Origin of the sequence: Loktanella sp. F6476L (genome assembly GCF_023015725.1) — a bacterium.
Classification (GTDB): domain Bacteria; phylum Pseudomonadota; class Alphaproteobacteria; order Rhodobacterales; family Rhodobacteraceae; genus Yoonia.
Genome location: NZ_JALKAR010000004.1, coordinates 254,738 through 281,254, shown reverse-complemented (window position 1 = coordinate 281,254; position 26,517 = coordinate 254,738). Strand labels below are relative to the sequence as shown.

Sequence of the window (26,517 nt, the reverse complement as noted above, 5' to 3'; positions counted from 1 at the left end):
TCACTGAAACTCTGCAACATCCGCAAGTGCTGCGGCGTTCATATCTGCCAAGAACAACGGATCAGCCGCGTGAACGCGGTTCCATGTCGGGATGAATGGTGTCTCATGCGGGTTTTCCAAGAAGACGTGCCCTGCGCGCATAATGTTTTCTGCAAACAATTCGATTGATCTTTCTTCCGCATGGCGGTCAATCGACAGCCCGTTCATCTTGGCATCGTTGTAATAAGATTCCAGCAAATCAAGCGCACAGCGATAATAGGTCGCTTTCAGCGTCCGGAACACATTCGCGGTAAACACAGTCCCATCAGCGGCAAGTTTGCGAAAAACAGCTTTGCAAATGTCCGTGGACATCCGGTTCAGACCGGCGCTGGCTTCATCAATGCTAAGCTCTTGATGCTTATGATCGTAAGCATCCGAGATTTCGACCTGACACACCGCTTTTGGCGCAAGGTTACGCCATGCCTCTGACAGAACGCCGATCTCAAGTCCCCAGTCAGACGGGATACGCAGGTCAGGCAAAATCGAGGTCCGCATCGCAAATTCGCCGGACAATGGGTAGCGGAAACTACGCAGGTAATCGATGTAATCGCGGTCGCCGATCACTCGCTTCAGCGCGATCAACAGCGGGCTAACCAACAGGCGTGTCACTCGTCCGTTTAGCTGATCGCCACCAATGCGCGGGTAATATCCCTTGGCGACCTGATACGGGAAGTTCGGGTTCACGACCGGGTAAACCAAGCGGGCGAGCATATCTTTTTCGTACGTCAAAATATCGCAATCATGGATCGCCATGACGTCGCTATCGGCACAGCCCAGCAGATACCCCAAACTGGCCCAAACGTTTTTGCCCTTACCTTTCTCAGACGGGGCAAGACCCATCGCCTCTAGTCGCGCACCAAGCGCCAACATCCGTGGGCTGTCGTTCCAAATGACGATGTGATCTTGGTTTAGGCCTTCAAAGAACGACTTGGCGTGCCGAAATTGCGCTTCGTCTGCTGCGTCTAGCCCGATGATGATCCGATGAAGGTATTTCACCTGCGACAGCTCGGACAGAATGTTCGGCATCGCTTCACGTTCAAGTTCCGAATACAGGCACGGCAGGATCAGCGAAATCTTACGGGTCTGCGAAAAGACATCCAGTTCGTGCTCCATCTCGTCGGTCGATCGTGTGCGCAGGTTATGCAGCGTCGTGATGTTTCCGTTTTGATGAAAGTCAGCCATGATGGATGGTCCTTTTACAGTTTTGGTCGGTCGAGCAATTCAAGAATGGCCGCGTTCCAGCCGATGGGGCCTGCAGCGCTTGTTCGTATGATCCGGCCTTCAGTTTCACCCGCCAAGGGGGGCAGTGGCGCACGGTGCGGGTTTGCGACCACGACGCCGTAGTCTGCGGTCGTCAGCATTTGTACGTCGTTCGGGGCATCACCCAACGCGATGGTGTGTTGGGGCGCGTAGGTTTGAATTATGTCGCGCATTTGAATGGCCTTGTTGCCACCAAAAGACAGGGTCAGAAACCGACCGCCTTGCTGGGCAATGATCCCTTGGTCTTTCAGATGCTCAATGAATCGACGCTTCTGCGCGTCAGTGCCACGCCATTGCCCCGGCTCAGAAAACGCCCGCTGCTGCGCTAGCTTTGCGTCGTCTTCCGGCAGGCCCGTGATGTCTGAAACCTGTTTTGCGGACATATCGCCAAAACCAACAAACTGTACGCGCAACTCTGCGGGTAAGTCACCAATTGCGCTTCTCAGTTCGGGGTAAGTCCCCGTTTTGACGACTTCGGTTGTCTCGGCAGGTAGCAGGCCTGCGCCGTTTTCGACAATCGCGGGCCATTGATCCAACCCAAGATCAGTGCGGAGCACGCTAACCTCGGCCGCTGTTTTGCTACTGGCCAAAATGACCGCAGCCCCGATGCCCGCGAGGGCAGACAAGGCAGGTTGCGCCGGCGTCCACGCGTATGTGTCGTGATCAATCAACGTCCCGTCTAGGTCGGTGAAAACCATCAATGGCAAACGGCTAGCCATATTAGAGTGCCCCAAAGTCAGAGACCGTTGCGCGCGAAGTGAAGGCGAAATTGATCAGCTTGCCTCCCGTTCTGCCCAGCCTGCAAAATAACGTTCAAGGACGATAACGGCATAGTACAAAACAATCCCGAGAAAGGCCAAAGCAATCAGAACCGCAAACATCAAGGGATAGTCGCCGTTGGTTTCGCCGGACTTGAACAACGCGCCCAAACCTTTGCCATGCGGGCTGACGATTTCGACCAGATTCGTGCCGATAAAGGCCAACGTCGCTGACACTTTCAGCGCACCGAAGAATTCAGGCAGCGTCTTTGGCAGCGCGATTTTCTGGAAAATCGTAAAGCGAGACGCACCAAGGGCACGCAAAATATCACGGTATTCGGGTTCAAGCGTCGATAGGCCGATCCCCACAGACACCGCGATGGGAAAGAAGGAAATCATGAAGGCCATCAGCACCGTATTGAAATCGTGCTGTCCGATGAAAATCAAGGAAATCACGGGCACCAAGGTGGCTTTTGGGATTGCGTTGAAGCCGACCAAAAGCGGGTACAGCGCATCGCGTGCGATCTTGGAAAAGCCAATGATCATGCCTAGGGCCGTGCCGAAAATGACCGCCAGCAACAGCCCCGCGACAGTCCGCCAAAGCGTTTGCCAGCCCATCGTGAAGAAAAGCTCTTTGTATTTCCAGAATGCTGGCGGCAAATCGGACGGAGACGCCATTTTGTAGTTCGGCCAGTCATTGACCCAAACCAAGGCTTCCCAAAGTCCGATGAAAATCAACACGGCCAGGACTGGAACGGCAATCTTACGCAGCATCAATGCACCTCTGCGTCGCGGCCTTGCGCGATTTTGATTTGATCGCGGAGCACATGCAGCATGTCCGCGACCTTTGGTGTGTACAGCACATCGAGACCGCGATCTTCGGGCAGGTCGATGTCCATCACAAACTGGGTTTTCGCGGGGCGACCCGATAGAACGATGACCTGATCGCCAAGGTAGACGCTTTCACGCAGATCATGGGTAATCAGAACGGCCGTAAACGGTTCAGCGCGGCGCAGATCACGCATTGTCTGCCACAGATCTTCGCGCGTAAACGCGTCCAGCGCGCCGAATGGTTCGTCCATAATTAGCACATCCGGCTTGTGTACGATGGATCGACACAGCGACGCACGCTGGCGCATCCCGCCGGATAATTCAGACGGACGTTTGTCGCCAAATCCCGTCAGTCCGACCATATCGAGCAGGTCCATCGCGCGCGCGACGCGGTCTTTACGGGACATGCGGGGGGCGACGATTTCAAGCGGCAGAATGATATTATCAAGGATCGTCCGCCATTCCAGCAGCACTGGATTTTGAAACGCCATGCCAACGGTATTGCGCGGGCCTTTGACGCGTTCGCCGTGCAGCCACACTTCGCCTTCGTCAGGTTTCAACAGCCCTGCGACCAATCGGGTCAGCGTGGATTTGCCACAACCAGATGGGCCGACAACAGCGGCGAATGTCCCAGTAGGAACCGCAACATCTAAACCGTTTAACACGGGAAGAGGGCCGCTGTCAGTGGCGTATGCGTGGGTTACGCCTTTGATTTCGATAAGGTTTTCGATTGTAATAGCCTTTGGTAGATGGGCCGCCGACAGTCGCGACGGCCCAATTCCTTATTTCAACATCAAGCTGCCATCTGTCGGCAAATAACTTCCATCGAAGTAAAGCGCCGCATCAGGTTCAGTCGTGAACTCGTACACAGACTTCGTCTGTTCAATCGCGCTGGCCATGCGGTCCGCGTCAATCGTGCCCATGCCGTTTTCAGCTACGAAATCCGTCAGGACGTTGGCATCAATCGCCATTTGCAGACGCTCTGTTTCCAGTGCCGCATCGGCAGCCGGGTTACGTTCCATCAGCGCCGCAATCGCTGCGTCAGGCGTCGCAATCGCGTCTTTCCAGCCCAAGCCGACAGCGGACAAAAAGCCAGTGATGATCTCAGGGTTCGCGGCGGCAAAATCCGTGTTCACGATGATCGCGTTGCCGTACAAATCGACGCCGTAATCGGCCATCAACAAAACCGAAATGTCGTCATCCGGCACGCCCAAACGTTTCAGGTTCAAAGTAGAAGAGAATGAAAAGCCGGTGATGGCGGCAACATTACCTTCAGCCAACATCGGTTCGCGCGTCGGGAAGCCAACGGGTTCGACTGTAATCGCATCCGCGTCGATGCCTGTCTCAGCTGCAAAAATCGGGAATTGCGCCCAAGCGCCATCAGGTGGCGGTGCGCCCAATACCTTGCCTTCCAAATCCGCAGGGGCTTCGACGCCCAGCGACTTGCGGCCTACAACGGCGAACGGCGGTTTGTCGTAAACTATCATCACGGCAGTGACGGGCGCGCCCGGGTTTTGGTCGAGAAAGCGCATCAGGGAATTGATGTCGGCGAATCCAACAGGGAAGGCGCCTGTTGCGACCTTCGGAATGGCATCTAGCGAACCAGATCCTTCGCTAATCGTGACGTTCAGATCGGCGGTTGCGAAATAGCCTGCGTCGAGTGCATGAAAATAAGGCGCTGATGGCCCTTCAAATTTCCAGTCTAGCGCGAAGGGCAGGTCTGTCTCGGCCCAAGCCGAAGACGCCAACGTCATCGCGACAACTGCCGAGATTGATTTGTAAAACATGAAAGATTCCCCGTGTGGTGTGACAGGGTGACCGTTCCGTAAATGTGGAATGAGGCCCAGAGAACAGCAGGTGAATGCACGAGTGACCAATCGGAAAAGTCTATAAATTGGGCGTAAATCGACTTAACGCCTACCTTTTGTGCAAGTGGGTGGCCCATCGCAGTGCGAAGGACGACCGTCACTTCAACGACCATTCAGAAAACACGCCAATCCAAGCGATGCCAATCGTGGCATGCAGCTGTTTGATTTTGGTGTAAATTCAGATCCAATGGCAGTCCCTAGGGGAATCGAACCCCTCTTTCCAGGTTGAAAACCTGGCGTCCTAACCGATAGACGAAGGGACCGCGCTTGGTCTGCGATTAAGGGTATAACCGCAAATGTTGTACCAATGGCAGTCCCTAGGGGAATCGAACCCCTCTTTCCAGGTTGAAAACCTGGCGTCCTAACCGATAGACGAAGGGACCACGCTTGGTACGCGGCTTCTAGTAAATGGCAACTCCAAGAGCAAGTCCCTTTTTCGGACTTTTCGCACTTTTCTAAGCAGGGGCCGCATCTTCCAAACGCAGCTGCGGCGACCTGCGGCCTTGCCACGTATTTACTTCCAAACGTCCGGCCAAATGAAACCTTGCGCCGTTGTGCTTCATCAGCATTGGACCCATCGGTCCGTCCATCGCGCCAAAGCTAATTGCGTCGATCCGCGCACCCAGACCATCGCCGAACGTGACCTTGAGGTGATTTGCACCAACTTGTTTTGCAAACAGAATTTGGCAGTCCGGAAACCCAAAACGTGGGGCAGGGGCGCCCGCACCAAAGGGACCCGCTTTTTCGATTTGTTCGATCAGCTCAACAGACGCGGCACCGGGCATCAATATGCCGTCCAGACGCAGATCGGCGGGGCCGATATCGCCTGCGCCTTGTTTGGCCAGCAGCTCTGAAATCCGCGCCATCGCCGAATCAAGCTTGTCACGCGCAACGGTCAGGCCCGCTGCCATTTTGTGACCGCCGCCCTTGATCAATAATCCTTCAGCCGCGACCCGTTGGATCACCGCGCCGAGGTCGATGCCCGACACAGACCGCCCTGATCCTTTGCCTTCGTCGCCATCAAGGCCAATAACAATCGCGGGGCGGTTGGTCGCTTCTTTCAAACGCGATGCCACGATGCCCACGACACCCGGATGCCATCCTTCGCCCGCAGCCCAAACCAAAGGCGCGTCAAAGCCGCGATCTTCGGCTTGCACCATCGCCAAATCACGGACCTGCGTTTCGACTTCTCGACGTTCCGTGTTCAATTCATCCAGACGGGCGGCCATGTCGCTGGCTTCTTGCGGGTTATCGGTCGCCAAAAGGCGCGCGCCCAAATCCGCTTTGCCAATACGGCCGCCCGCATTCACGCGCGGCCCCAGCAAGAACCCAAGATGATACGACGTCGGAGCCTGATCCATGCCCGCAACGTCGGCAAGGGCCGTCAGGCCAATCCGTTGGCGGCGCGCCATCACGGTTAAGCCTTGGCGCACCAGCGCACGGTTCACGCCGACCAACGGCGCGACATCCGCCACAGTCGCCAGTGCCACGAGATCAAGCAAAGCCATCAAGTCTGGACCTTTTTGACCGGCGACCTTCATCTGACGGTTCACTTCGACAAGCATCAAGAAAACAACGGCAGCAGCACATAAATGAGCCAGATCACCGGTTTCATCTTGCCGGTTCGGGTTCACAACAGCCAACGCCTCAGGCAGCGTTTCGCCGCCCAAGTGGTGGTCCAACACGACAACATCAGCCCCAACCGCAACCGCGATTGGGCCGTGGGATAGGGTGCCGCAGTCCACGCAAACGATCAGATCGTGATCAACAGCCAGTGCGGCCATAGCGTCGTCATTCGGCCCGTACCCTTCGTCAATGCGGTCCGGTACATAAAGCGTGGCACGGTGGCCCATGTCACGCAGCCAAGACAAAAGTAAAGCCGCAGAAGTGCCGCCGTCCACATCATAGTCAGCAAAAACCGCGATCCGTTCGCGCTTGTTCAAGGCGGCTAGAAAACGGGCGGCTGCGGGCTCCATATCCTTCAAGGATCGCGGGTCCGGCAGTAGGTCGCGCAAGGTCGGGGCCAAGAACGTCTCTGCATCCTCAGGGGCCACGCCGCGGCGCACCAAAGTGCGGCACAATGGGGCGGGCAGGCCAGTGGATTGTGCCATAGCCTCTGACGCGCGATCTTCGACCAATCCCGGACCGATCCAACGGCGTCCCGTGACCGAAGAAACAACGCCCAAAAACGCTTTATCTTGTGGTGTATTCATAAGACGGCACAATACAGATAGGGCGCAGCCTTGGCCACGCCCCTTATCTTCATTTCATCAAAACAACGCGTATCGCCGCCGGAGCGTCGCTTTTATCCAGCGATAGGATTGCGATACTGCATGCGCCGCACTGAACCAGTCTTTGACCGCATCAGGATCGTTTCTGCGGTGACAAAACCGACTTCCCGCTTAATCCCTGGAACAAGGTTGCCATCTGTCACACCAGTAGCAGCAAAAATCACGTCTTGGGTCACCATGTCATCACGCGTGTAGACGCGGTCAAGGTTCGTGATACCAGCCTTTGCCGCACGGCCGCGTTCGTCGTCATTGCGGAATGTCAGGCGGCCATAGATCTGACCACCCATGCATTTTAATGCAGCGGCGGCCAGCACACCTTCGGGGGCACCACCAGACCCCATGTACATGTCGATGCCTGTCTTCGCGGCTTCTGCGCAATGCATCACGCCTGCGACGTCACCATCTGTGATCAAGCGGATTGCAGCACCCGTGCCGCGAATTTCTTCGATGATCTGCTCATGCCGGGGGCGTTCCAAGACGCAGACTGTGATGTCATTCGTGGAACAGCCTTTTGCGGCTGCTAATGCAGACACACGTTCCGCAGGCGACATGTCTAGCGTCACAACGCCATCGCGGTAGCCCGGTCCAATCGCCAGCTTGTCCATGTAAACGTCAGGTGCGTGCAGCATTGACCCGCGCGGGCCCATCGCGATCACGGCCAGCGCGTTTGGCATGTCCTTGGCGGTCAGCGTCGTGCCTTCCAGCGGGTCGAGCGCGATATCAACGCCGGGGCCTTTGCCGGTGCCGACTTCTTCACCGATGAACAACATAGGCGCTTCGTCGCGTTCACCTTCGCCGATCACAACGACACCAGAGATATCCAATTTGTTTAACTGGGTCCGCATCGCGTCTACGGCAGCTTGGTCCGCTGCTTTTTCATCGCCACGCCCGATCAACGGGGTGCAAGCGATGGCTGCGGCCTCAGAAACGCGAGCAAGGCCAAGCGAAAGGGAACGGTCGTTAAAGTCAGTTTGATCAGGCATCTGGCAGTCCTTCGGGAGAATTCAGTCCCGACCTAGCGTGAAGACACAGCGCAAGACAACGCTGTGAACGCTAACATTCAACGAAAAACTTAACCCGACAAGGGCTACAGATCAGACTGCTTCGATCCGAATAGCAACAGGTGTGCCGCTCACGACGTCGGTGGATTCGAACGCTTCAAGCGCTTCGTTCAGCGCGGTCCTTGTTGTTTTATGCGTCACGATCAGGACGGGTGCCGCGGTATCATCGTGGCCATACTGGCGCATCCGGTCGATGGAAATGCCAGCCTCACCCAACAGCTTGGCGACTTTTCCGAGCGCACCCGGTTTGTCCAGCAACTGCATCCGCAGGTAGTACGGCGCAGGAATTGCGGAATGGGCAGAGCGGGCTTCGCGCAGACCGATAGCCGGTTGCCCGAACGTTGAAATGCGCAGACCACGTGCGATATCCATGACGTCGCCCATCACGGCGCTTGCTGTTGGGCCTTCGCCCGCACCAGCGCCACGCAGCACAATTTGGCCGACGCTATCGCCTTCGAGCACAACCATGTTGGTCCCGCCTTGCAGCTGACCAAGCGGTGATGTGTCGGGCACGAGGCAAGGTGACATGCGCTGTTCCAGCCCGCGACCCGTCATTTGCGCGACGCCCAAAAGCTTGATTTTGTAACCCATATCCGCAGCTTGATGGATATCTTCGATGGTGACCGACCCGATACCTTCAAGATCAACGCCAGCAAAGTTCACCTTGGTGCCGTATGCAATCGACGCCAACAGCGCCAACTTATGGCCCGCGTCGATTCCGCCCACGTCCAGTTCAGGATCAGCTTCGAGGTATCCAAGTTGGTTCGCCTCATCGAAGACGGCCTCGTAAGACAGGCCGGCGTCCTCCATCCGTGTTAGGATGTAGTTACAGCTGCCGTTCATGACGCCCATGATCCGGTTGATATCGTTGCCAGCCAATCCTTCGGTCAGAGATTTCACAACCGGGATACCGCCCGCAACCGCAGCTTCAAACCGGATCACTTGATCTTTGGCCTCTGCGGCCTCGGCGAGCGCCTGACCGTGGATGGCCAGCAATGCCTTGTTCGCCGTCACGATGTCTTTGCCAGCGGCGATGCCTGCTTCGGTCGACGCTTTTGCAGGGCCTTCGGACCCGCCCATCAATTCGATGTAAACATCAACATCATCACGCGCCGCCAGCTTAACTGGATCATCTTCCCACGCGTAGTCGGACAAATCGACGTCGCGGTTTTTACTGCGGGAACGGGCCGAAACGGCACTGATGACGATCTTGCGCCCGCAACGTGCCTCAAGCAAGTCTGCGTGTTTTTGAACGATGCGGACGACGCCCACACCGACCGTACCAAGACCGGCAATTCCAAGGCGAAGGGGCTGTGTCATCGGGGCATCCGTCGTTGTCGTGAAAATCTAGGGCCTGTTACCCAATCTGAGCGGTCACCGCAACGCGGCTCGTGCAATTGCCGCACGCATGCGGGCACGTGTTGCTTGATCAACGACTGGGCGACGCAGGGCACCGGCTCGATTGCGCAATTGAGCGATTCTGTCGTTGGTTATCGCGATTGAGGCTGGCGTGATTTGTGGCGCGATTGTTTCAGACCGTTCAATCAAAGAATCAATTGCTACCAGTTCGGGAAAATCCGCGGCCCGCGCCGCGTCCGCAGATGTGCCGCCAACATCGGGGATTGTCCCGCAATGCGCCAACCCGGCAAACGCAGTTAGCATAATGAATTGGCGAAGCAGCATTAACACGTCCTGTGGTTTGCGTGTATTTACCCACGCGGGCGCAACAGGTGCAAGGCAGGTCGGCAAAGGAATGCCATTTGGGGCTTCCCATATGAACAAGCGTTCATTTACAGTAGCGTATGGCACGTAAACAAGGCTCTCATTCCGAAACCACCGGACCCAAGGTTCGGGAATCCGCTTTGCGGTTGATTGCGCGGTATGGATGTGCCGCCGTTTCTATGCGCAAAATTGCAGAAGATGTCGGCGTTCAGGTTGGCGCTTTGTACAACTATACCCCTGATAAACAGACGCTTTTGTTCGATCTGATGCGCCATCATATGGAAAATCTGCTGGCCGCTTACGCCGAAACGCCGATTGAAGGCACACCTGTTGAACAGCTTGAAGCCTTCACACGTTTCCACATCCGGTTTCACCTGCCACGGCGCGACGAAGTCTTTGTGTCCTATATGGAACTGCGGAATCTGTCCGAAGAAAACTTCGCGGCAATTCAGGACTTGCGGAACAACTACGAAAAAGCGCTGGAAAACATTCTGATCGCCGGCGAGGCGGACGGGTCGTTTTCCTTCGTAGACCGGAAAATTGCCGTTCTGTCGGTTATTGCGCAGCTGACAGGGATGACGAATTGGTATCGTGCTGACGGGCGATTGTCACAAGCAGAACTGGAAGAAGCGTTCTGCGATCTGGTGTTGCGCGCGGTGTCTGCAAACAGATGAATCCGAATTGACGAGAAAACAGGCCGCCATGAGGGCGACCTGTAGGACGTCACTAGTGGGCCGGTTTGATGAATGTCCCGTTGTTCAAATCCCGCATAGCTTGCCGAATTTCATCCTTGGTGTTCATGACGATCGGACCGTGCCACGCGACGGGTTCTTCGATGGGGGCACCTGAGATCAGCAGGAACCGAATACCTTCTTCACCCGCTTGAACGGTCACCTCATCACCTGTGCCGAAGCGGATCAAAGTACGGTTTCCGGACAGATCGCGGATGTTGTATTCCTCGCCCATGACCTCTTTTTCCAGCAGAACACCGGACGGGGTTGACGCGTCGCTAAAACGTCCCGCACCCGCAAAAACATAAGCAAACGCACGGCGGTATGTATCAACTTTGAACGTCTTTCGCATACCTGCAGGGACGGAAATATCAAGATACTGCGGGTCTGCGGCAATACCGTCAACGGGACCTTTCTTGCCCCAAAAATCACCAACGATGATCCGAACAGACGTGCCGTCGTCATCAACGACGGTTGGAATATCGTTTGCAGTAACATCCTGATAGCGCGGGGCGGTCATCTTCATCGATCCGGGCAAATTCGCCCAAAGCTGGAACCCGTGCATCTGGCCCTTGGCATTCCCAGTCGGCATTTCTTGGTGCAAAATGCCGGACCCTGCGGTCATCCATTGCACGTCGCCAGCATTCAAATCACCGGAATTACCTAGACTGTCTGAATGGGTCACAGTGCCGTCCAGAATATATGTGATCGTTTCAATCCCACGATGCGGATGCCATGGGAAACCCTTCTCGAAATCCGACGGCGTGTCGCCTCGGAAATCATCAAATAGCAGGAACGGATCCAGCTCGGACGGATCATGAAATCCGAATGCGCGATGCAACTTGACGCCTGCGCCTTCCAGCGTGGGAACGGCGGCGCGTGTCTCTAACGTTGGTCGAATGGACATGGTGTATCTCCTTTAACGCAAAGATAGGGCGCACGAGACGGTCCAACAATAATCACTACTGTGCAGCTGCGCACAGCATGTGTCGGAATTGGACTAGACGGGGCAGGCGTTTCGCCACAGCGTTGGGGAAACATCAAAGGGAATATCATGCAGGTCGGATTTATTGGTTTGGGGAACGTCGGCGGCAAGCTGGCCGGAAGTTTGTTGCGCAATGGCAAGGACTTACACGTCTATGATCTGAACGCGGATTTCGTCGCTAGCTTTGTCGAAAAAGGTGCGAAAGCAGGCGAAAGTGCCGCGCAACTGATGCGCGATTGCGACGTCGTTGTGACGTGCCTTCCATCGCCTGCCGCCTGCGATACCGTCGTGTCCGAAATGCTGCCCGAGGTGCGTGAAGGCAAAATTTGGATGGAAATGTCCACGACCGACGCGGCAGAAGTCGCGCGGCTTGCGAAGGCCGTGATCGCAAAAGGCGGCATGGCGGTGGAATGCCCTGTCTCGGGTGGGTGCCACCGCGCGGACACGGGAAACATTAGTATCTTCGCTGGTTGTGACAGGGCGACGTTCGAACGGGTCTTGCCGATTCTGACGGTGTTGGGGCGCCGCGTCTTGCACACTGGCGAGATTGGCACGGCAAGTACGCTCAAGGTCATGACGAATTATCTCGCGACCGCGAATTTGCTCACGGTCTGCGAAGCGATGGTCACGATGAAAGCCGCGGGTTTGGATTTGGCGACGACATATGAGGCGATGAAAATCAGCTCTGGCACGTCGTTTGTCCACGAAACAGAAAGTCAGTTGATCTTGAACGGCTGCCGCGATGTGAATTTTACAATGGACTTGGTTAAGAAGGACATCGGTCTGTTTCAGACCATCGCAGAACGTCACAACGTGCCGCTTGAAATCAGCCCGCTCATGGTGTCGATCTTCGAAGATGGCATCGCAAAATATGGCGAACGGACGCAATCTGACGACATTATCCGCAGGCTCGAAGACATCACTGGACTTGATATCACAGCACCCGGATTTCCCGATGAATTGATCGATGATGAACCCGAGGAACCGGGATACGAGGTCGTTCCGAACCGGTAATCCCTTTCGCAAGTAGCACAGAGCAGGTAAGGGGCCTTCAAACAAAGAGGGGGCTCTTCATGTTTCAACCGGACGAAGACGGTATTTTGGCGGTCGTTGGCGCATCAGCTGGGCGGCGGATCATTGCGTGTGGCGTGATCTATGTTTTGGGTATGTTGCTGATCTACGTGGCACTGGGTGATCCGCCCGCATTGCCATTGCTGATCATCGTGCTGGCGCTGGGCATCGGATCGCTGGTCTTGGCGGAAGCATTGCGCAGGTCCACGCGGACAGAGATCTTCATGTCGGCAGATGCATTGACCAGCAGCGATGGGACGCTCATCGCAAAGCTGGACGATATCATCAACGTTGATCGTGGTGCATTTGCATTTAAGCCATCGAACGGTTTCACGCTGAAGCTTAAAACAAAACAACCCCGTGGCTGGGCCCCGGGGTTGTGGTGGCGCTTTGGGCGCTATGTTGGTGTGGGCGGTGCCGTGTCAGCTGGTCAATCCAAATTCATGGCTGAACAAATCGCACTGCGGGTCGCCGCACGTGGTGCCGAATAATCAGCACCACGCATTTTCTTAGCACTCTGCCGAAGTTGGATCAGCGCTTTCATCTGGCAAGAAGCACAGCTGCGGAACAAAGCGGGGGGCAGCGACGTTGAAGTTTTCAAACGTCCGTGTTCCCAAACCGATGTCCAGCATTGGTGTGTATTCTACGCTTGTCTCTACCAAAAGCGCACGCTGGCCGTCTTTCAGTGTTGGCAAACGGTGCGACACTTCGTTGATGGCCGCATGGTCCATCGCGCCGTACATGCCTGAATCTTTCGACCAAGCCACCATGTAGGTTTCGTCTTCTTCATCGTATGTGAATGCAGTCAAACGGAACTCTGGAGTTTCGTCTGTGTGCACCAGCGTCTTCATCAGACCCTCAACACCTGCGATGTACTCAGGTGTCACAGCGGCAACTTCGCGGCTGACCATGTCGGTCATAACGGTCGCTGCACGTGTGGCGTGGGTCTGTGCGCGGAACGCTGCAAAGTAGGTCACCATCGAGAAGGTGATCAAAGACAGCAGCGGTACCATGAACAGAAGTTCGATTGAGGCAGATCCGTTCTCGCTTTTGCGGAACCCGGCGACTGCGGCGCGGATACGAGGCATATGTATCATTGGTATGGCTCCACAACAAAGGATGAGGTTGCAACAAGGGCATAAACGCCACCTGCGTCTTGGGCTGCGGCCCCAACAGCACTGGTTGGCAACATCGGATCAAAGATCGCGCAGGCACGCAGAACCATCAGGTCGTTGTTCCCACCAGTGGTCCAGTTGATCACTGGTTCGCCGGTTGCAGCACGGTCGACACAGTCACGGTCTGTGTTCATGTCTGTCCAGTTGCGCGGGTCTTTACGTTCCATCTCCAGCTTTACGCTGTTCAGGCAGTCCGGAATGATCGCAGCCGATTCACAGATCATCTCTTTGAGCTGACTGTGCGTCGGGTTTTCTACCGCACCGATCCGAACTTGGCGAACGGTCACGTCGACCGCACGTTCGAGCATCACGTTACGCAGACCGATTGTTCCGCTTTCGTATGTTGCAGCGAAGAAGAACATAGCAGCAGGCAGGACCATCATAAATTCGATCGTGCTGGTGCCGTCTTCTTTGCGGCAGAAGGATTTGGCGGCGCTCGCCAGTTTGGAAAGAGGCGCCATTTTCTGAAGAGTGGTCATCATTGTGTCAACCTCAGGTCTGTTACCTGTTCGGCAATGGCACGGAACACAGCGTTCAGGTCATCACCGTTGGTGTTGAAGTAGTGGTTCACAGTAGTCGCACAGTTGGCCATAACCTGTTCGCCGTTGCTGCCTGCTTCAAAAGCGATGGCAAAGACTTGCACGTTGGCTTCACGGGCTGCGTCACAAGAAGCTGCCAAAAGCGCGTTGCCTTCAGAGTTCGTGTAATGCTGCTCTGTGTACTCGGACCAGCTGTGATTGCTTGTGAAGAGGTTGTTGTCTCTCCAGTTGCGAACCGGACGCTGACCCCAATGCGCAAAATGGCTTGGTTCAGTGTACATTTCTGGTTTGACCCGTGTGGATTCAGTGTTCTGACCGTCAGTCATAATCACAAGAACCTTACGTGTGTCGTTGGTTACGGTGTCCGTCGAAAAGGCAACCGGGCGACCAGAGAAAGCACCGTCAACATCAGGTGATACCAGCGCTTTTGTTGACGGATCAAGCAGTGCCAGGCCCCACTTCATGCCGAGGAAGATCGACGTTTGAGTGGTTGGTTGGAACTGAGCGATCTGCGCAACCAATGCCGCACGATCCTGAGAAACAGCAGTCACCTGCTCGTAGGATTCGCTAGGGCAGTTCGGGCTGTGCATCGTGCTGCCTGTTGACCAGTGATCAATGTGCTGACCTTGGCTGTAGGTACGGCCGGCGTCGATCCCGGACACGCCGAAGTCAGCATCGTCAAAGTCGACGCAATGCGAGAAGTTATGCTTCTGGTCTGTGTTCAGGCGGTCGAACAATGTCCGTCCGATGTTCACATGCTCAGAGTAAGGCACAAGCGACAGCGAAACGCGGTCCTGGTTACTGTCCTGAAGGGCAGTGTTTACGAACGTTGTTGCGGCAGCTTTCATCGCTTCCATCTTGGTCAAGCCGGTAGCGTTACCGTCTGCGTCTTTCGTCGCATTACGCATTGAGCCAGAGATATCGAGCACCAGGGAGATTTCGACATTACCAACACCTTGGGTGGCGACAGAGTGCGCGGATGCGTCAATCTGATCAATACCAACCATGTTCAGGAAGAATGTGTTCATTGGCTGGGCCACGTTCACTTCTACCGTCCGGTTGTTAATGCTCTCGGTGACGATGGCAGGGCCGTCCAAGTACTCGTCGAGACCAGCTTTGGCGAAGTAGTCTTCGACAACTGCAGCACCTTCGCCCACGTTCGTGAACTCAAGGTTCGCCGCGAGCAGAGCAGCGCGGTCGGCAGTGTCTTGGATGACAGCACGTTTACCTTCGTAACGCATGAAGTCGACGGCCATACCGCCCAAGATCAGCATCATTGGAATGAGGAACAATGCGAATACGACTAAAGAGCCGTCCTCACGGTATATAAAGTTCCGGATGATATCTTGCCTTCTGGCGGCAAGCTTACTGCGGTCATCGCAGTTGGGTAGTTGGCGCATGAACGTATTCCCTGGTTAAGCTGCACAAAACGATCGGTCCCCACGCCTTTTGCCTGTGCGACAGCAATATGGATGGTGTTTTAGACCAGCATCTTTGGCTGAAATGTGGCGAACGGACCTGAAATGTGGCGAAACCGTGTCGCGATTTGTGCGAATTGATCCAATTGCCTGTAAATAAGGGGGATGCTCGTCTAGGGCACCGCGAAGTTTTTTCACGGATCATTTGGGGCAAATTTTCGATTGGTTACAGTTTTGGAAACGGTTTTTTAAGATGGGTTTGATTGTCCATAAACGCGCAATGCGTCGGCTCCTTGCAGCTCACTCGTTAGAGAATCATTTACGATAAAATTGATACGCTTGTCCTCGACTCTTCCGAGGGATTTGGTGATAAAAAGGATATGAGCTTACCCCCTGGATTCATCGACGAACTACGTACCAGACTGTCCATTAGTGACGTAGTCGGGCGTAAAGTCATGTGGGACAGCCGTAAGTCGAACCAAGGTAAAGGTGACTTCTGGGCGCCGTGTCCGTTCCATCAGGAAAAATCAGCGAGCTTCCATGTCGATGATCGCAAAGGGTTTTATTATTGCTTCGGGTGCCACGCCAAAGGTGATGCGATTTCCTTTGTACGCGAAACAGAAAACGTGTCGTTCATGGAGGCAGTTCAGATTCTGGCAGGCGAAGCTGGCATGACAATGCCCGCACGCGACCCACGCGCCCAAGAAAAGGCCGACAAGCGGACACAGCTGGTCGATGTGATGGAGCAGGCCGTGCAGTGGCATAAACTCCAGCTTAAGACAGGCGCGGCGGCTGCGGCGCGTGAATATCTCGAACGGCGCGGGCTGTCTGTTGATGCGCAGGCGCGTTGGGAAATTGGTTTCGCTCCGGAACGCGGCGGTGTGATGGGGCACCTGACGGGCAAAGACGTCCCGTTGGACTTGGTCATGTCAGCTGGTCTTGCGGCTGAAAGTGAACGGGGCGGGTCGCCTTATGACCGCTTTCGCAACCGGATCATGTTCCCCATTCGCGACGCACGCGGGCGCGCGATTGGTTTCGGTGGGCGGGCAATGGATCCGAACCATCCGGCCAAATACTACAATTCTCCCGAAACGCCTTTGTTCGATAAGGGCCGGTCACTGTTCAACCACGGCCCCGCGCGTGAAGCGGCTGGCAAAGGCAATCCGTTGATCGTGGCTGAAGGCTACATGGATGTGATCGCGTTGTCAGAGGCGGGGTTCCCGTCTTGCGTGGCCCCCCTTGGCACCGCCATTACAGAGGACCAACTGCGCCTCATGTGGCGCATGGCACCGGAACCCATCATCGCTTTGGACGGCGACACGGCGGGTCTGCGGGCTGCGATGCGCGTGATTGATATTGCACTGCCTTTGCTGGAAGCCGGGCAGTCGTTGCGCTTTGCCTTGATGCCCGAAGGCATGGACCCCGACGATCTGATCAAACAGAAAGGGGCCAGCGCGATGCAGGCCCTGTTGGATCAGGCGATCCCGATGGTGCAATTGCTGTGGCGGCGCGAAACCGAAGGCAAGGTTTTCGACAGTCCGGAACGCAAAGCAGGGCTTGATAAGGCGCTGCGCGAAAAGATTAAGCTGATTCAGGATACGTCCATCCGGTCCCACTACGGGGAAGCCATCAAAGAACTGCGCTGGGCGTTGTTCAAACCAAAAAAGGCGCAATATGTGCCGGGCAAGCGGCAGGCGTTTACGAAAGGTGTGCCTTGGCAGAACCAGATGAGCCCCGTTGCGTCGAACAAATCTTCGGCGCTTGGGGCAGGGGCCGCGCGCACCGAACACCTGCGCGAAGCGGTGATTTTGGCGACGCTGATTGCCACCCCATCTGTGATTATTACATTCGAGGATCAGATCGAACGAATGGATTGCGCGGACCCTGATCACGCAATGCTGCGTGACGTCATTCTGCGTCATGCAGAGGCCGAGGATATCAAAGAAGCAATCTTTCAAGAAGTTGGGGCAGGGCCACTTGAAAAGCTATTTTCCCAAACCCACGTGAAGATCAGCCCAGCGGTCCGCCGCGCGGGTGAAGTTGAAATTGCTGCGATGTGTTTGGGTGAAGAACTCGGGAAATTGGCCGCGAAACGGGGCCATGACCGCGAATTGCGTGACGGTATGGAAGAAATGCAGGGCCAAGTAGACGAAGGCCTGACATGGCGGCTGTCGCAGGCTGCAAAGTCGATCGACACCTCTGTACGCCCCGACACCGATGACACAGCGGACTTTGTAAAAGTAGAAAACGGATCAATGCTGAACAAAGACGAACGCAGCGCTTTTGATAAGTTGTTGGAAAACATGGAAAATGCGCGCCCTGGAAAAGGGACACGATCCTGATCTCGCACTGAATTCAGCGCAACAACGACAATAAATCGCGCCCGATGTGGTTGCGAATCACCCAAATTCCTCGTTGATTCGATTTTAACCGAATCATGCGAATCACCTTTCGGGCTGACCTGCCCGCGACACGACTCTGAAGGAGCCGCCCATGGCCGCTAAGGATAACGACGACCGCAAAGATCGCGACCAGGATGATGGCTCTTTAGATATGAGCCAAGCCGCGGTCAAAAAGATGATCGCGGACGCCCGTGAACGAGGCTACATCACATACGACCAACTGAACGCGGTGCTGCCGCCGGATCAGGTGTCTTCGGACCAGATCGAAGACGTGATGTCGATGCTGTCTGAAATGGGCATTCAGGTTACCGAAGAAGAAGAAAGCGAAGAAACCGATCAGGGATCACGCGAAGTTGCCACCGTTGCCGGCGCGCGCGAACTGGTACTTGGTGGGGCTGAAGCCGAAAAACTGGACCGCACGGACGATCCTGTACGCATGTACCTGCGCGAGATGGGCAGCGTAGAACTGCTGTCACGTGAAGGCGAAATCGCGATTGCGAAACGCATTGAAGCGGGCCGCAATACGATGATCCTCGGGCTGTGCGAAAGCCCACTGACATTCCAAGCGATCACGATCTGGCGCGACGAATTGTTGAGCGAAGACATCCTGCTGCGCGATGTGATCGACCTCGAAACGACCTTCGGTAACACGATGGGCGAAGATGGCGACGACGACGTTGCGGTTGTGACGCCGGGTACAGACACTGCGGCTAAACCAGCTGAAGGCGAAAAAGCGCAAGAGCTGGACGCTGATGGCAACCCGATCGCAAAAGAAGACGACGACGATGAAGAAGATCAGGCCAATATGTCATTGGCAGCGATGGAAGCTGCGCTAAAGCCACGTGTGCTTGAAACGCTGGAAATCATCGCTCGTGACTTCGCGATGTTGTCTGACATGCAAGACGCGCGGATGTCAGCGACATTGAACGAAGATTCATCGTTCTCTGCGAAAGAAGAAGATAAATATCAGGCACTTCGCTCTGAAATCGTTGAAATGGTGAATTCGCTTCACCTGCACAACAATCGGATCGAAGCCCTGATCGACCAGCTGTACGGCATCAATCGCCGTATCATGCAAATTGACAGCTCTATGGTTAAACTCGCTGACCAAGCGCGTATTAACCGTCGTGAATTCGTTGACGCGTACCGTGGTCGTGAACTTGACCCGAACTGGCTCGAAGAAATGGGTCAGAAGGCTGGTCGCGGTTGGCAGATGCTGATCGAACGCTCGACTGACAAAATCGAAGGTCTGCGTGGCGATATGGCTCAAGTCGGCCAATATGTTGGTGTCGACATCACTGAATTCCGCCGCATCGTGCAGCAGGTTCAAAAGGGCGAAAAAGAAGCGCGTCAGGCCAAAAAAGAAATGGTCGAAGCGAACCTGCGTCTCGTGATTTCGATTGCGAAAAAGTACACGAACCGTGGCCTGCAATTCCTTGATCTTATTCAGGAAGGTAACATCGGCCTGATGAAGGCGGTTGATAAGTTTGAATACCGCCGCGGTTATAAATTCTCGACCTATGCGACATGGTGGATCCGTCAGGCGATCACGCGGTCTATCGCGGATCAGGCCCGTACAATCCGTATTCCGGTTCATATGATCGAAACGATCAACAAACTGGTCCGGACCGGCCGCCAGATGTTGCACGAAATTGGTCGCGAACCGACACCAGAGGAATTGGCAGAAAAGCTGCAGATGCCTTTGGAAAAAGTCCGCAAGGTTATGAAGATCGCAAAAGAACCGATCTCTCTAGAAACGCCAATCGGCGACGAAGAAGATTCACAGCTTGGCGATTTCATCGAAGACAAAAACGCGATTTTGCCGTTGGACTCTGCGATTCAAGAGAACCTTAAAGAGACAACAACACGTGTGCTGGCGTCGCTTACGCCGCGTGAAGAACGCGTTCTGCGGATGCGTTTCGGCATCGGGATGAACACAGACCACACCCTGGAAGAGGTTGGTCAACAGTTTAGCGTGACACGCGAACGTATTCGCCAGATCGAAGCGAAAGCACTGCGCAAGCTGAAGCACCCAAGCCGGTCGCGTAAACTGCGGTCCTTCTTGGATCAATAAGATGTCTTTGTTTTCCAAGCTATTTGGCGGCGGTGCTCCGAAGGGGCCCGTCGCCGAAGAATACAACGGTTTCCGAATTTTTGCGGAACCGATGAAAGACGGAAAACGGTTCCGCATCGCCGCGCGTATTGAAAAAGACGTGAACGGCGAACTGAAGTCACACCAATTGATCCGCGCTGATACGTTAGAAGGCTTCGAAGCGGCTGTCGCCGCATCGCAGGCGAAGGCCAAACAGGTTATTGACCAACAAGGCGACCGTCTGTTCGACTGACGTGAGGGTGCTTTGCAGACCGACTTTTCCATCACTACACGCGGCCCTGGATTGTATGAATTTACAGACGACGTCGCACGATGGGTTAGCGGCACCGGCCTGCTCACGTTGATGGTCCAACATACATCTGCCAGCCTGCTGATACAGGAGAATGCTGATCCAGAAGTACAATTGGATTTGCAGAACTTCTTTTCGCGCTTGGTGCCGCCAACGACCGATCCGTCGATGTCCTACCTGACCCATACCTACGAGGGGCCGGACGATATGCCAGCGCATATCAAAGCAGCGATGCTGCCGACGCAATTATCAATTCCTGTCACACATGGCAAAATGCGCTTGGGAATGTGGCAAGGTATTTACCTTTTCGAACATCGCGACCGTGCGCATCAAAGGACGGTTGTCGCGCATCTTTCTCGTTAAGCCTCGGCGGTGCACGTCATTTATGGCCTAAGCTCGAGGATTTGAATTAAGCTCTGCATTCTTAAGCCGCAATTATCTTGCGATGCTTCACCGTTTGTTAGTTCTCTAACTGCTATCCGTTTGACCGTGGTTTATGCCACTTGATTCAACGAAGTGATGGGAATGAAGCCTGAATGCCGACTCTCGATGATCTCCTTGTTCTCCCTGCCGACATGCGCGCCGCGGCCTGTGGTCCCATTTTTGATGCTCTCAAGGCAAATAGAGGGAATTCCGTTACCTTTGATGGATCAGCCGTAACCAAGATGGACACAATCGCAGCGCAACTATTTGTGATGGCTGCAAAAACTTGGTCGCATGACGGCCACGATTTCGAAATTGCATCCCCATCGGATCCCTTTGTGACCACGATGGAAAACCTGGGCCTTACTCAAATGGTCAATATGGAAGGGATTTCTCATGACAATTAAGGTACTGGCCATTGATGACTCCCGTACAATTCGACATTTGCTGACAGAGACACTTGTCGGTGCCGGGTTTGATGTGACGACTGCAGATGATGGCGTGGACGGTGTGAAGGCTTTTCAAGATGCAAATGCCGACGTTGTCATTACAGATATCAATATGCCAAACATGGACGGTTTCGGCGTCATTTCCTCAATTCGAAAAGGTGACGTAAATAACCGTGTACCCATTCTCGTTCTAACGACGGAAAGCGGTGATGACCTTAAGTCACGCGCGCGCAATTCAGGCGCGACGGGGTGGATTGTAAAACCATTTGACGATGTGTCTCTTATCTCTGCCCTGAAACGTGTCACGGGAGCATGACATGAGTGGCAACAGTATTCGCGACATATTCTTTCAAGAATGCGAGGACCTATCCGACGCATTAACCGATGGCTTAAACGACATTGCAGATGGTAGGGGTGACAAAGAAACCGTAAATGCAGTGTTTCGTGCCGTTCATTCTATCAAGGGATCAGGCGGGGCATTCGGATTAGAGAACCTCGTTGGGTTTGCGCATAAATTCGAAACGGTTCTCGACGCTGTTCGATCCGGGACATTAACAATCAATGAACAGCTGACTGAAGTTCTGCTGCGATCGGGCGATGTCCTGATCGAGCTGATCGACGCGGCCAGAATGGAGACAGAGATCAATCAGGCCGCTGTTGACGCTGCGACAACGGCATTGAACGAATTCTTGATTGAAGAAGACGAACCTGAAGAAGAGTTCACGTTTGAGCCCATGGTCCTTGATATCCCAGGACCTGCGGAGATTGATGGAGAGCGAACGGATGGTTTCGATATCGAATTCGCGCCTACCAGAAATTTCTATGAAGTCGGTAATGAACCTCAGCACCTATTCAGTGCGCTGAAGGGGCTTGGGGACCTTAGTCTAGTTGCTGACGCGTCCAATGTGCCGGATGATCTGGAAGAAGGTGATTGGGAATCGAGCTATCTCAAATGGCGACTGAACCTCAAAACTGAAGAAAAAGAACACGTAATTGCCGCAGTTTTTAGCTTCGTCGATGACCTTTGTGAAATTACGATTACGCGTCGGCTCAGCGCACCGGATCAAACGCCGGTCGAAAGTGCTGCTGAGCCAATTGTGATATCTCCCTCCAGAATTGTAGAGGAAGACCATAAAAAAGATGTAGGTATAGGGAACTCACAAGAACAGATTCCAATAGCTAAAAGCGCACCTGCGAGCAACAATCGCGAAGCAAAGGCAACATTGCGCGTTGACCTGGAGCGGGTCGATCGCCTCATAAATTCCGTTGGTGAACTCATCATCAATCAATCGGTTATCGCGCAGCGAATTCAAGACGCCGGCCTTGGAAAGTCGGATGATATTCAAGTGGACCTTGAAGATTACAAGCATTTAGCACGCGAAATTCAGGAAGGTGTTATGGCAATTCGCGCACAGCCTGTTAAGCCGCTTTTCCAGCGAATGGCTCGAATAGTTAGAGAAGTGACTTCGTCGACTGGTAAGAAAGTGCAATTGGTGACGCAAGGCGAGGCAACTGAAGTAGATAAGACGCTGGTAGAACGGTTGAGTGATCCACTAACCCACATGATCCGAAATGCAATTGATCACGGTATCGAGGATGAAGAACGTAGGTTAGCCGCCGGTAAGCCCACTTCAGGAACCGTCACGCTGTCCGCGCAACATCGGTCCGGCAGCGTCCTTATCGAAATCACAGATGACGGTGCAGGTCTTGATCGCGAAAGAATCAAAAACATTGCGGTTGAAAAAGGTATTGTGAATAAGGAAGCTGAACTCACCGATGGTGAGATTGACCAACTGTTGTTTGCACCGGGTTTTTCCACTGCGAAAGAGGTGACAAACCTGTCGGGGCGGGGCGTCGGGATGGATGTCGTCAAGACTGCCATCTCCGCATTAGGCGGTCGAATTGGGATTTCTAGTGTTCCAGGCAATGGCTCGACTTTCTCGATTAGTCTTCCACTGACGTTGGCTGTTATGGACGGCATGGTTGTGGACGTCGGCCAGCAAACTATGGTTGTTCCGGTTTCAAGTATAATTGAAACGATTCAACCGAAAGCGTCAGAGATCTTCCAAATCGGTGACGGCAATCCTATACTCCGTGTTCGGGGCGAATATGTCCCGATCGTTGACGTGGCGATTGCGCTTGGTCAGCTAGAGCGTGCTCAACCGCTAGCAAACAAAGTATTACTGCTGGTAAGGACCGAAAAATTATCTCAGTGCGCATTTGTTGTCGATTCAATCTCAGATCAGCGGCAGGTTGTTATCAAGAGCTTGCAGGGTAGCTACGGGAAGATTCCTGGGATATCGGCAGCCACCATTTTGGGAGACGGGAAGATCGCTTTGATCATAGACCCCGATGGAATTGCTGATTCTGTTCCTAGTAAAGGTGTAGATTTCAAAGGCCAAGAAGCGGTGGGTATGATGGAGGTGACGCATGCTTGACGGGCAGGTGAACGCAATGGAACGTTTCTCTTTAGAATTCATTTCACTTATTGTTGGAAAACAAAGCTTCTGCATTGAAATTGACAGAATAAGAGAAATTAGAAGGTGGGAGCCGATCACGATGTTACCGCACTCTCCGAACTATGTTTTGGGGGTTGTTAACTTAAGAGGGGCCGTAATTCCAATTTTGGATCTCGCTATTAAGTTGGGTTTCGATCCTATATCACCTACGAAGAGAAATGTAATAATAATTACCAGCTTTGAAACGAAGATGGTGGGTTTTCTTGTCGATGCGGTTTCGGAGATTCTGACAGTAACGAATGAGGACATTAAAGAAGCTCCAAAGATGAACTCTGGGACGATTAATCACTTGGTACGGGGCGTTATTACAAATGGAGATGACATGACGCGCATTGTGGATATTGACGTTCTCCTCGCACACCAAGAAGTTCTTGAAAATGCAATCTGATAGATCTGTTACAGTTTCCAACGATATAGAATTCAGCCAATCAGATTTCGAAAAGGTATCAGGTTTCGCAAAGAATGAAATCGGCTTGACCATAAGTGAAGCCAAAACCGAATTGTTATATTCTCGAATAGCTAGGCGTATGCGGTTGGTCGGTGAGACGGACTTCGAAGCATATTTTAGATCCCTCGAAGTGGGTGGTTGTGAAGAAAAGCACTTTATTTCGTTGCTCACGACAAACGTCACTTCGTTCTTTCGCGAAGGCCACCACTTTGAGTTGTTGCGTAAGATCATAGCTCGGAAGTGCGAGCTAACTGCGGAAAAAACGCACTTTAGGATCTGGTCCGCAGGTTGCTCCTCGGGGCAGGAAGCGTACTCGATCGCACTTGTCTTGGACAAACTATGTTCAGTTTTTCCCCATGTGGATTTCGACATACTTGCTTCCGATGTCGACGATTCTATGCTCCGTAAGGCAAAGTCAGGTCAATATTTGAAAGAGGAAACTCAAAATTTGGACGGATCAAGAATAGGCGAGCTTTTTTGTCAAAGCCGACTGCGCTTGGGCGAATTTGAGGTTAAGCCCAAATTGAAGAGCCGGGTAAGTTTCCGCAATATTAATCTAATGAACATCGGAGCAGAAGTCGCGGGATTTGATTTCATATTCTGCCGTAATGTCGTGATTTACTTTGACCGTGCGACACAAGACCTGCTTTGGAAGCAGTTCCATTGCAGGATCAAAGATGGCGGCGTGCTATTTCTTGGGCAGGCAGAACGACTATCCGGTGTTGCGGAGAAACATTTTAAAAAAATTGGCATAACAGCGTTTGAAAAAACAAAAGGCAATCTTTGAAGGGGTCCGAAATGTCGCTACGCGATGCATTAAAAGTTATGGTTGTTGATGATATGCCAACTAGTCGGGGCTTGATCGTGCAATCCCTAGAGGAGATGAAGATATGGAACAATACGACCGAAAATAACGGTCAATCGGCCCTTGAGAGGATCGGAAAGCAGCCGGTGCACTTAGTTCTGTCTGATATGAATATGCCCGTCATGGATGGATTGGAATTGTTAGCGAAGCTACGTTCTAACCGCCTCACAAAGGGTGTAGGCTTTATCCTTATCACCGGAAATCCGACTGCGGAGATAGTCGCAAAAGGAAAAGCGTTGGGTATGAATAACATGATAAAAAAGCCATTTACGACCCAGCAACTCAAGGCATGTATCGAGCAAGTTGTTGGACGGCTTTGAATTTAAGCGCGTAATGTCTTGGGCCTCATTCAGATTTCGAAGTCGTGTATGTTATTGCAATGGTTTTTACCTGAAAGACAAGTCGGTTATCCATCGGGAAATCTAAGGGATGTTTGGTTGGGGAAGTTTATGAAACCAACTTTGGCGACGACTATTCGAGATTGTGCAAAAAGTGCTGGAATAGCTTGGCAAAGATGGTTGGCGAAGCACATTGTTGAACGTAGAAAATAGCTTCATCTAATTTTGCGTCCTAGTAAGGAGTTTCTGGATTGGAGGCAGTATGAGTATCAAAAGTGTCGTTCAAGGCGAGTACTCGGTTTCATCTTTGGTTGAAGATCAACTGACTACCGTTTTGGGGTCCTGTATCGCGGCCTGTATTTATGACGTTAAGGCTGAAATTGGTGGCATGAACCATTTTCTTTTGCCCGGGGGAAACGGCGATTCCGCAAGTAACGTAAAGTATGGTGCGTTTTTGATGGAGTTGTTGGTGAACGAACTATTGAAAGCTGGAGCGAGTAAAAAAACGATGAAGGCCCGCTTATACGGAGGCGGCAAGATGAATGCCGCATTAGGCGATGTCGGCGCGCGCAATATTGCGTTTGCCCGCGAGTATTTGGGAAATGAGAGTATCCCACTAGAGTTTGAAGATGTTGGCGGAACCCTTGCGCGGCGGATCACAATGCTACCCACTATCGGTAAGGTCGACGTGAGGCTCATCCAAAGTGAGGCTGAAACCGTAACTGAAGAAATCACGTCGCATCGTAAATCGCCATCTGAAGTCATGTTTTTTTAGCGTTGGTAGGTTGCTCGGGCCCAATCGAATTGTCGTTGCTAGGTCCCGTAGAAATCTTCGCTTGTTTACAAGTTCAAGTGTTATTCTGATGAAAGATCGCTGCTAACAACCAGGAAGGCCCGCCATCGTGAAGCCCATTTAGATCAA

27 protein-coding genes and 2 tRNA genes are annotated in these 26,517 nt (G+C 53.4%); 14 read left to right on the top strand and 15 right to left on the bottom strand.

The genetic code is table 11. The features are described 5' to 3' along the window. The 11 genes from MWU61_RS10915 to MWU61_RS10865 all read right to left on the bottom strand — a co-directional run bounded on the left by MWU61_RS10915 (position 1) and on the right by MWU61_RS10865 (position 9,791). A complete protein-coding gene (locus tag MWU61_RS10915) occupies positions 1–1,221 on the bottom strand; it encodes a glycosyl transferase (RefSeq protein WP_247128395.1) in 1,221 nt (406 codons plus the stop codon). 14 nt (positions 1,222–1,235) lie between these two features. Then, positions 1,236–2,018: an HAD-IIB family hydrolase gene (locus MWU61_RS10910; protein WP_247128394.1), complete on the bottom strand. Its 783-nt coding sequence runs from the start codon at positions 2,016–2,018 to the stop codon at positions 1,236–1,238. A 54-nt stretch (positions 2,019–2,072) separates the two neighbouring features. Then, positions 2,073–2,831: an ABC transporter permease gene (locus tag MWU61_RS10905; protein WP_247128393.1), complete on the bottom strand. Its 759-nt coding sequence runs from the start codon at positions 2,829–2,831 to the stop codon at positions 2,073–2,075. Beyond that, entirely contained in the window at positions 2,831–3,619 is a 789-nt protein-coding gene (locus tag MWU61_RS10900) for an ABC transporter ATP-binding protein (protein WP_247128425.1), read from the bottom strand. The genes MWU61_RS10905 and MWU61_RS10900 overlap by 1 nt, the downstream gene beginning before the upstream one ends. A 51-nt stretch (positions 3,620–3,670) precedes the next feature. Continuing rightward, positions 3,671–4,675: an ABC transporter substrate-binding protein gene (locus MWU61_RS10895; protein ID WP_247128392.1), complete on the bottom strand. Its 1,005-nt coding sequence runs from the start codon at positions 4,673–4,675 to the stop codon at positions 3,671–3,673. A gap of 269 nt (positions 4,676–4,944) precedes the next feature. Continuing rightward, positions 4,945–5,019 (bottom strand) — tRNA-Glu (locus tag MWU61_RS10890). Between the two features lie 45 nt (positions 5,020–5,064). Beyond that, a tRNA-Glu gene (locus MWU61_RS10885) sits at positions 5,065–5,139 on the bottom strand. Positions 5,140–5,211: 72 nt separating this feature from the next. Then, entirely contained in the window at positions 5,212–6,969 is a 1,758-nt protein-coding gene (gene recJ / locus MWU61_RS10880; protein WP_247128391.1) for a single-stranded-DNA-specific exonuclease RecJ, read from the bottom strand. A gap of 92 nt (positions 6,970–7,061) precedes the next feature. Beyond that, a complete protein-coding gene (gene glpX / locus MWU61_RS10875; protein ID WP_247128390.1) occupies positions 7,062–8,030 on the bottom strand; it encodes a class II fructose-bisphosphatase in 969 nt (322 codons plus the stop codon). 111 nt (positions 8,031–8,141) lie between these two features. Continuing rightward, a complete protein-coding gene (locus MWU61_RS10870; RefSeq protein ID WP_247128389.1) occupies positions 8,142–9,428 on the bottom strand; it encodes a homoserine dehydrogenase in 1,287 nt (428 codons plus the stop codon). Between the two features lie 54 nt (positions 9,429–9,482). Next, on the bottom strand, positions 9,483–9,791 hold the full coding sequence (locus tag MWU61_RS10865; RefSeq protein ID WP_247128388.1) for a hypothetical protein: 309 nt from the start codon (positions 9,789–9,791) through the stop codon (positions 9,483–9,485). Between the two features lie 119 nt (positions 9,792–9,910). Here MWU61_RS10865 and MWU61_RS10860 point away from each other — a divergent pair, with 119 nt between their 5' ends. Beyond that, entirely contained in the window at positions 9,911–10,504 is a 594-nt protein-coding gene (locus tag MWU61_RS10860; protein ID WP_247128387.1) for a TetR/AcrR family transcriptional regulator, read from the top strand. A gap of 52 nt (positions 10,505–10,556) precedes the next feature. Here the strand turns inward: MWU61_RS10860 and MWU61_RS10855 are convergent, their stop codons facing one another. After that, positions 10,557–11,468 carry a pirin family protein gene (locus MWU61_RS10855; protein WP_247128386.1) on the bottom strand — a complete coding sequence of 304 codons (912 nt, stop codon included), beginning with the start codon at positions 11,466–11,468 and terminating at the stop codon, positions 10,557–10,559. A gap of 147 nt (positions 11,469–11,615) precedes the next feature. Here MWU61_RS10855 and MWU61_RS10850 point away from each other — a divergent pair, with 147 nt between their 5' ends. After that, positions 11,616–12,560 (top strand): NAD(P)-dependent oxidoreductase, encoded by a 945-nt coding sequence (locus MWU61_RS10850; protein WP_247128385.1) that lies wholly within the window; start codon positions 11,616–11,618, stop codon positions 12,558–12,560. Between the two features lie 59 nt (positions 12,561–12,619). Next, positions 12,620–13,108, top strand: a complete 489-nt coding sequence (locus tag MWU61_RS10845; protein WP_247128384.1) for a hypothetical protein — start codon at positions 12,620–12,622, stop codon at positions 13,106–13,108. A gap of 18 nt (positions 13,109–13,126) precedes the next feature. Here MWU61_RS10845 and MWU61_RS10840 read toward each other — a convergent pair whose 3' ends face one another. The 3 genes from MWU61_RS10840 to MWU61_RS10830 are packed head-to-tail and all read right to left on the bottom strand — an operon-like array spanning position 13,127 to position 15,731. Further along, positions 13,127–13,714 carry a hypothetical protein gene (locus tag MWU61_RS10840; RefSeq protein WP_247128383.1) on the bottom strand — a complete coding sequence of 196 codons (588 nt, stop codon included), beginning with the start codon at positions 13,712–13,714 and terminating at the stop codon, positions 13,127–13,129. After that, positions 13,711–14,274: a pilus assembly protein gene (locus MWU61_RS10835; RefSeq protein WP_247128382.1), complete on the bottom strand. Its 564-nt coding sequence runs from the start codon at positions 14,272–14,274 to the stop codon at positions 13,711–13,713. Before MWU61_RS10835 ends, MWU61_RS10840 begins: the two co-directional genes overlap by 4 nt. Beyond that, positions 14,271–15,731, bottom strand: coding sequence for a TadE/TadG family type IV pilus assembly protein (locus MWU61_RS10830; protein ID WP_247128381.1), 1,461 nt, complete (start codon positions 15,729–15,731; stop codon positions 14,271–14,273). The genes MWU61_RS10835 and MWU61_RS10830 overlap by 4 nt, the downstream gene beginning before the upstream one ends. Before the next feature lie 398 nt (positions 15,732–16,129). On the opposite strand from MWU61_RS10830, the gene dnaG reads away from it, so the two are divergent. The 11 genes from dnaG (at position 16,130) to MWU61_RS10775 (ending at position 26,370) form a co-directional block, all read left to right on the top strand. Continuing rightward, positions 16,130–18,091: a DNA primase gene (dnaG, locus tag MWU61_RS10825; protein WP_247128380.1), complete on the top strand. Its 1,962-nt coding sequence runs from the start codon at positions 16,130–16,132 to the stop codon at positions 18,089–18,091. Positions 18,092–18,242: 151 nt separating this feature from the next. Next, entirely contained in the window at positions 18,243–20,225 is a 1,983-nt protein-coding gene (rpoD, locus tag MWU61_RS10820; protein WP_247128379.1) for an RNA polymerase sigma factor RpoD, read from the top strand. Position 20,226: 1 nt separating this feature from the next. After that, on the top strand, positions 20,227–20,496 hold the full coding sequence (locus MWU61_RS10815) for an HlyU family transcriptional regulator (protein ID WP_247128378.1): 270 nt from the start codon (positions 20,227–20,229) through the stop codon (positions 20,494–20,496). A 12-nt stretch (positions 20,497–20,508) separates the two neighbouring features. After that, on the top strand, positions 20,509–20,916 hold the full coding sequence (locus MWU61_RS10810; protein WP_247128377.1) for a secondary thiamine-phosphate synthase enzyme YjbQ: 408 nt from the start codon (positions 20,509–20,511) through the stop codon (positions 20,914–20,916). 173 nt (positions 20,917–21,089) lie between these two features. Further along, a complete protein-coding gene (locus MWU61_RS10805; RefSeq protein WP_247128376.1) occupies positions 21,090–21,383 on the top strand; it encodes an STAS domain-containing protein in 294 nt (97 codons plus the stop codon). Further along, positions 21,373–21,741, top strand: a complete 369-nt coding sequence (locus MWU61_RS10800) for a response regulator (protein WP_247128375.1) — start codon at positions 21,373–21,375, stop codon at positions 21,739–21,741. The genes MWU61_RS10805 and MWU61_RS10800 overlap by 11 nt, the downstream gene beginning before the upstream one ends. A gap of 1 nt (position 21,742) precedes the next feature. Next, a complete protein-coding gene (locus MWU61_RS10795; RefSeq protein WP_247128374.1) occupies positions 21,743–23,863 on the top strand; it encodes a chemotaxis protein CheA in 2,121 nt (706 codons plus the stop codon). Next, positions 23,856–24,332, top strand: coding sequence for a chemotaxis protein CheW (locus MWU61_RS10790; protein ID WP_247128373.1), 477 nt, complete (start codon positions 23,856–23,858; stop codon positions 24,330–24,332). Before MWU61_RS10795 ends, MWU61_RS10790 begins: the two co-directional genes overlap by 8 nt. After that, positions 24,322–25,179 (top strand): CheR family methyltransferase, encoded by an 858-nt coding sequence (locus MWU61_RS10785; protein ID WP_247128372.1) that lies wholly within the window; start codon positions 24,322–24,324, stop codon positions 25,177–25,179. The genes MWU61_RS10790 and MWU61_RS10785 overlap by 11 nt, the downstream gene beginning before the upstream one ends. Positions 25,180–25,190: 11 nt before the next feature. Beyond that, complete coding sequence (locus MWU61_RS10780; protein WP_247128371.1) at positions 25,191–25,577, top strand: response regulator; 387 nt, start codon at positions 25,191–25,193, stop codon at positions 25,575–25,577. Between the two features lie 280 nt (positions 25,578–25,857). Beyond that, complete coding sequence (locus MWU61_RS10775; protein ID WP_247128370.1) at positions 25,858–26,370, top strand: chemotaxis protein CheD; 513 nt, start codon at positions 25,858–25,860, stop codon at positions 26,368–26,370. The last annotated feature ends 147 nt before the right edge of the window (positions 26,371–26,517 follow it).

What these genes read in the sequence shown, in the direction of transcription:
- MWU61_RS10865 (WP_247128388.1), bottom strand. Translation starts at nt 9,791, where the DNA reads ATGCTGCTTCGCCAATTCATTATGCTAACTGCGTTTGCCGGGTTGGCG.
- MWU61_RS10775 (WP_247128370.1), top strand. Translation starts at nt 25,858, where the DNA reads ATGAGTATCAAAAGTGTCGTTCAAGGCGAGTACTCGGTTTCATCTTTG.
- MWU61_RS10815 (WP_247128378.1), top strand. Translation starts at nt 20,227, where the DNA reads ATGTCTTTGTTTTCCAAGCTATTTGGCGGCGGTGCTCCGAAGGGGCCC.
- MWU61_RS10785 (WP_247128372.1), top strand. Translation starts at nt 24,322, where the DNA reads ATGCAATCTGATAGATCTGTTACAGTTTCCAACGATATAGAATTCAGC.
- MWU61_RS10800 (WP_247128375.1), top strand. Translation starts at nt 21,373, where the DNA reads ATGACAATTAAGGTACTGGCCATTGATGACTCCCGTACAATTCGACAT.
- MWU61_RS10835 (WP_247128382.1), bottom strand. Translation starts at nt 14,274, where the DNA reads ATGATGACCACTCTTCAGAAAATGGCGCCTCTTTCCAAACTGGCGAGC.
- MWU61_RS10845 (WP_247128384.1), top strand. Translation starts at nt 12,620, where the DNA reads ATGTTTCAACCGGACGAAGACGGTATTTTGGCGGTCGTTGGCGCATCA.
- glpX (WP_247128390.1), bottom strand. Translation starts at nt 8,030, where the DNA reads ATGCCTGATCAAACTGACTTTAACGACCGTTCCCTTTCGCTTGGCCTT.
- MWU61_RS10795 (WP_247128374.1), top strand. Translation starts at nt 21,743, where the DNA reads ATGAGTGGCAACAGTATTCGCGACATATTCTTTCAAGAATGCGAGGAC.
- rpoD (WP_247128379.1), top strand. Translation starts at nt 18,243, where the DNA reads ATGGCCGCTAAGGATAACGACGACCGCAAAGATCGCGACCAGGATGAT.
- dnaG (WP_247128380.1), top strand. Translation starts at nt 16,130, where the DNA reads ATGAGCTTACCCCCTGGATTCATCGACGAACTACGTACCAGACTGTCC.
- MWU61_RS10840 (WP_247128383.1), bottom strand. Translation starts at nt 13,714, where the DNA reads ATGATACATATGCCTCGTATCCGCGCCGCAGTCGCCGGGTTCCGCAAA.
- recJ (WP_247128391.1), bottom strand. Translation starts at nt 6,969, where the DNA reads ATGAATACACCACAAGATAAAGCGTTTTTGGGCGTTGTTTCTTCGGTC.
- MWU61_RS10850 (WP_247128385.1), top strand. Translation starts at nt 11,616, where the DNA reads ATGCAGGTCGGATTTATTGGTTTGGGGAACGTCGGCGGCAAGCTGGCC.
- MWU61_RS10855 (WP_247128386.1), bottom strand. Translation starts at nt 11,468, where the DNA reads ATGTCCATTCGACCAACGTTAGAGACACGCGCCGCCGTTCCCACGCTG.
- MWU61_RS10915 (WP_247128395.1), bottom strand. Translation starts at nt 1,221, where the DNA reads ATGGCTGACTTTCATCAAAACGGAAACATCACGACGCTGCATAACCTG.
- MWU61_RS10905 (WP_247128393.1), bottom strand. Translation starts at nt 2,831, where the DNA reads ATGCTGCGTAAGATTGCCGTTCCAGTCCTGGCCGTGTTGATTTTCATC.
- MWU61_RS10830 (WP_247128381.1), bottom strand. Translation starts at nt 15,731, where the DNA reads ATGCGCCAACTACCCAACTGCGATGACCGCAGTAAGCTTGCCGCCAGA.
- MWU61_RS10895 (WP_247128392.1), bottom strand. Translation starts at nt 4,675, where the DNA reads ATGTTTTACAAATCAATCTCGGCAGTTGTCGCGATGACGTTGGCGTCT.
- MWU61_RS10805 (WP_247128376.1), top strand. Translation starts at nt 21,090, where the DNA reads ATGCCGACTCTCGATGATCTCCTTGTTCTCCCTGCCGACATGCGCGCC.
- MWU61_RS10910 (WP_247128394.1), bottom strand. Translation starts at nt 2,018, where the DNA reads ATGGCTAGCCGTTTGCCATTGATGGTTTTCACCGACCTAGACGGGACG.
- MWU61_RS10860 (WP_247128387.1), top strand. Translation starts at nt 9,911, where the DNA reads ATGGCACGTAAACAAGGCTCTCATTCCGAAACCACCGGACCCAAGGTT.
- MWU61_RS10780 (WP_247128371.1), top strand. Translation starts at nt 25,191, where the DNA reads ATGTCGCTACGCGATGCATTAAAAGTTATGGTTGTTGATGATATGCCA.
- MWU61_RS10790 (WP_247128373.1), top strand. Translation starts at nt 23,856, where the DNA reads ATGCTTGACGGGCAGGTGAACGCAATGGAACGTTTCTCTTTAGAATTC.
- MWU61_RS10870 (WP_247128389.1), bottom strand. Translation starts at nt 9,428, where the DNA reads ATGACACAGCCCCTTCGCCTTGGAATTGCCGGTCTTGGTACGGTCGGT.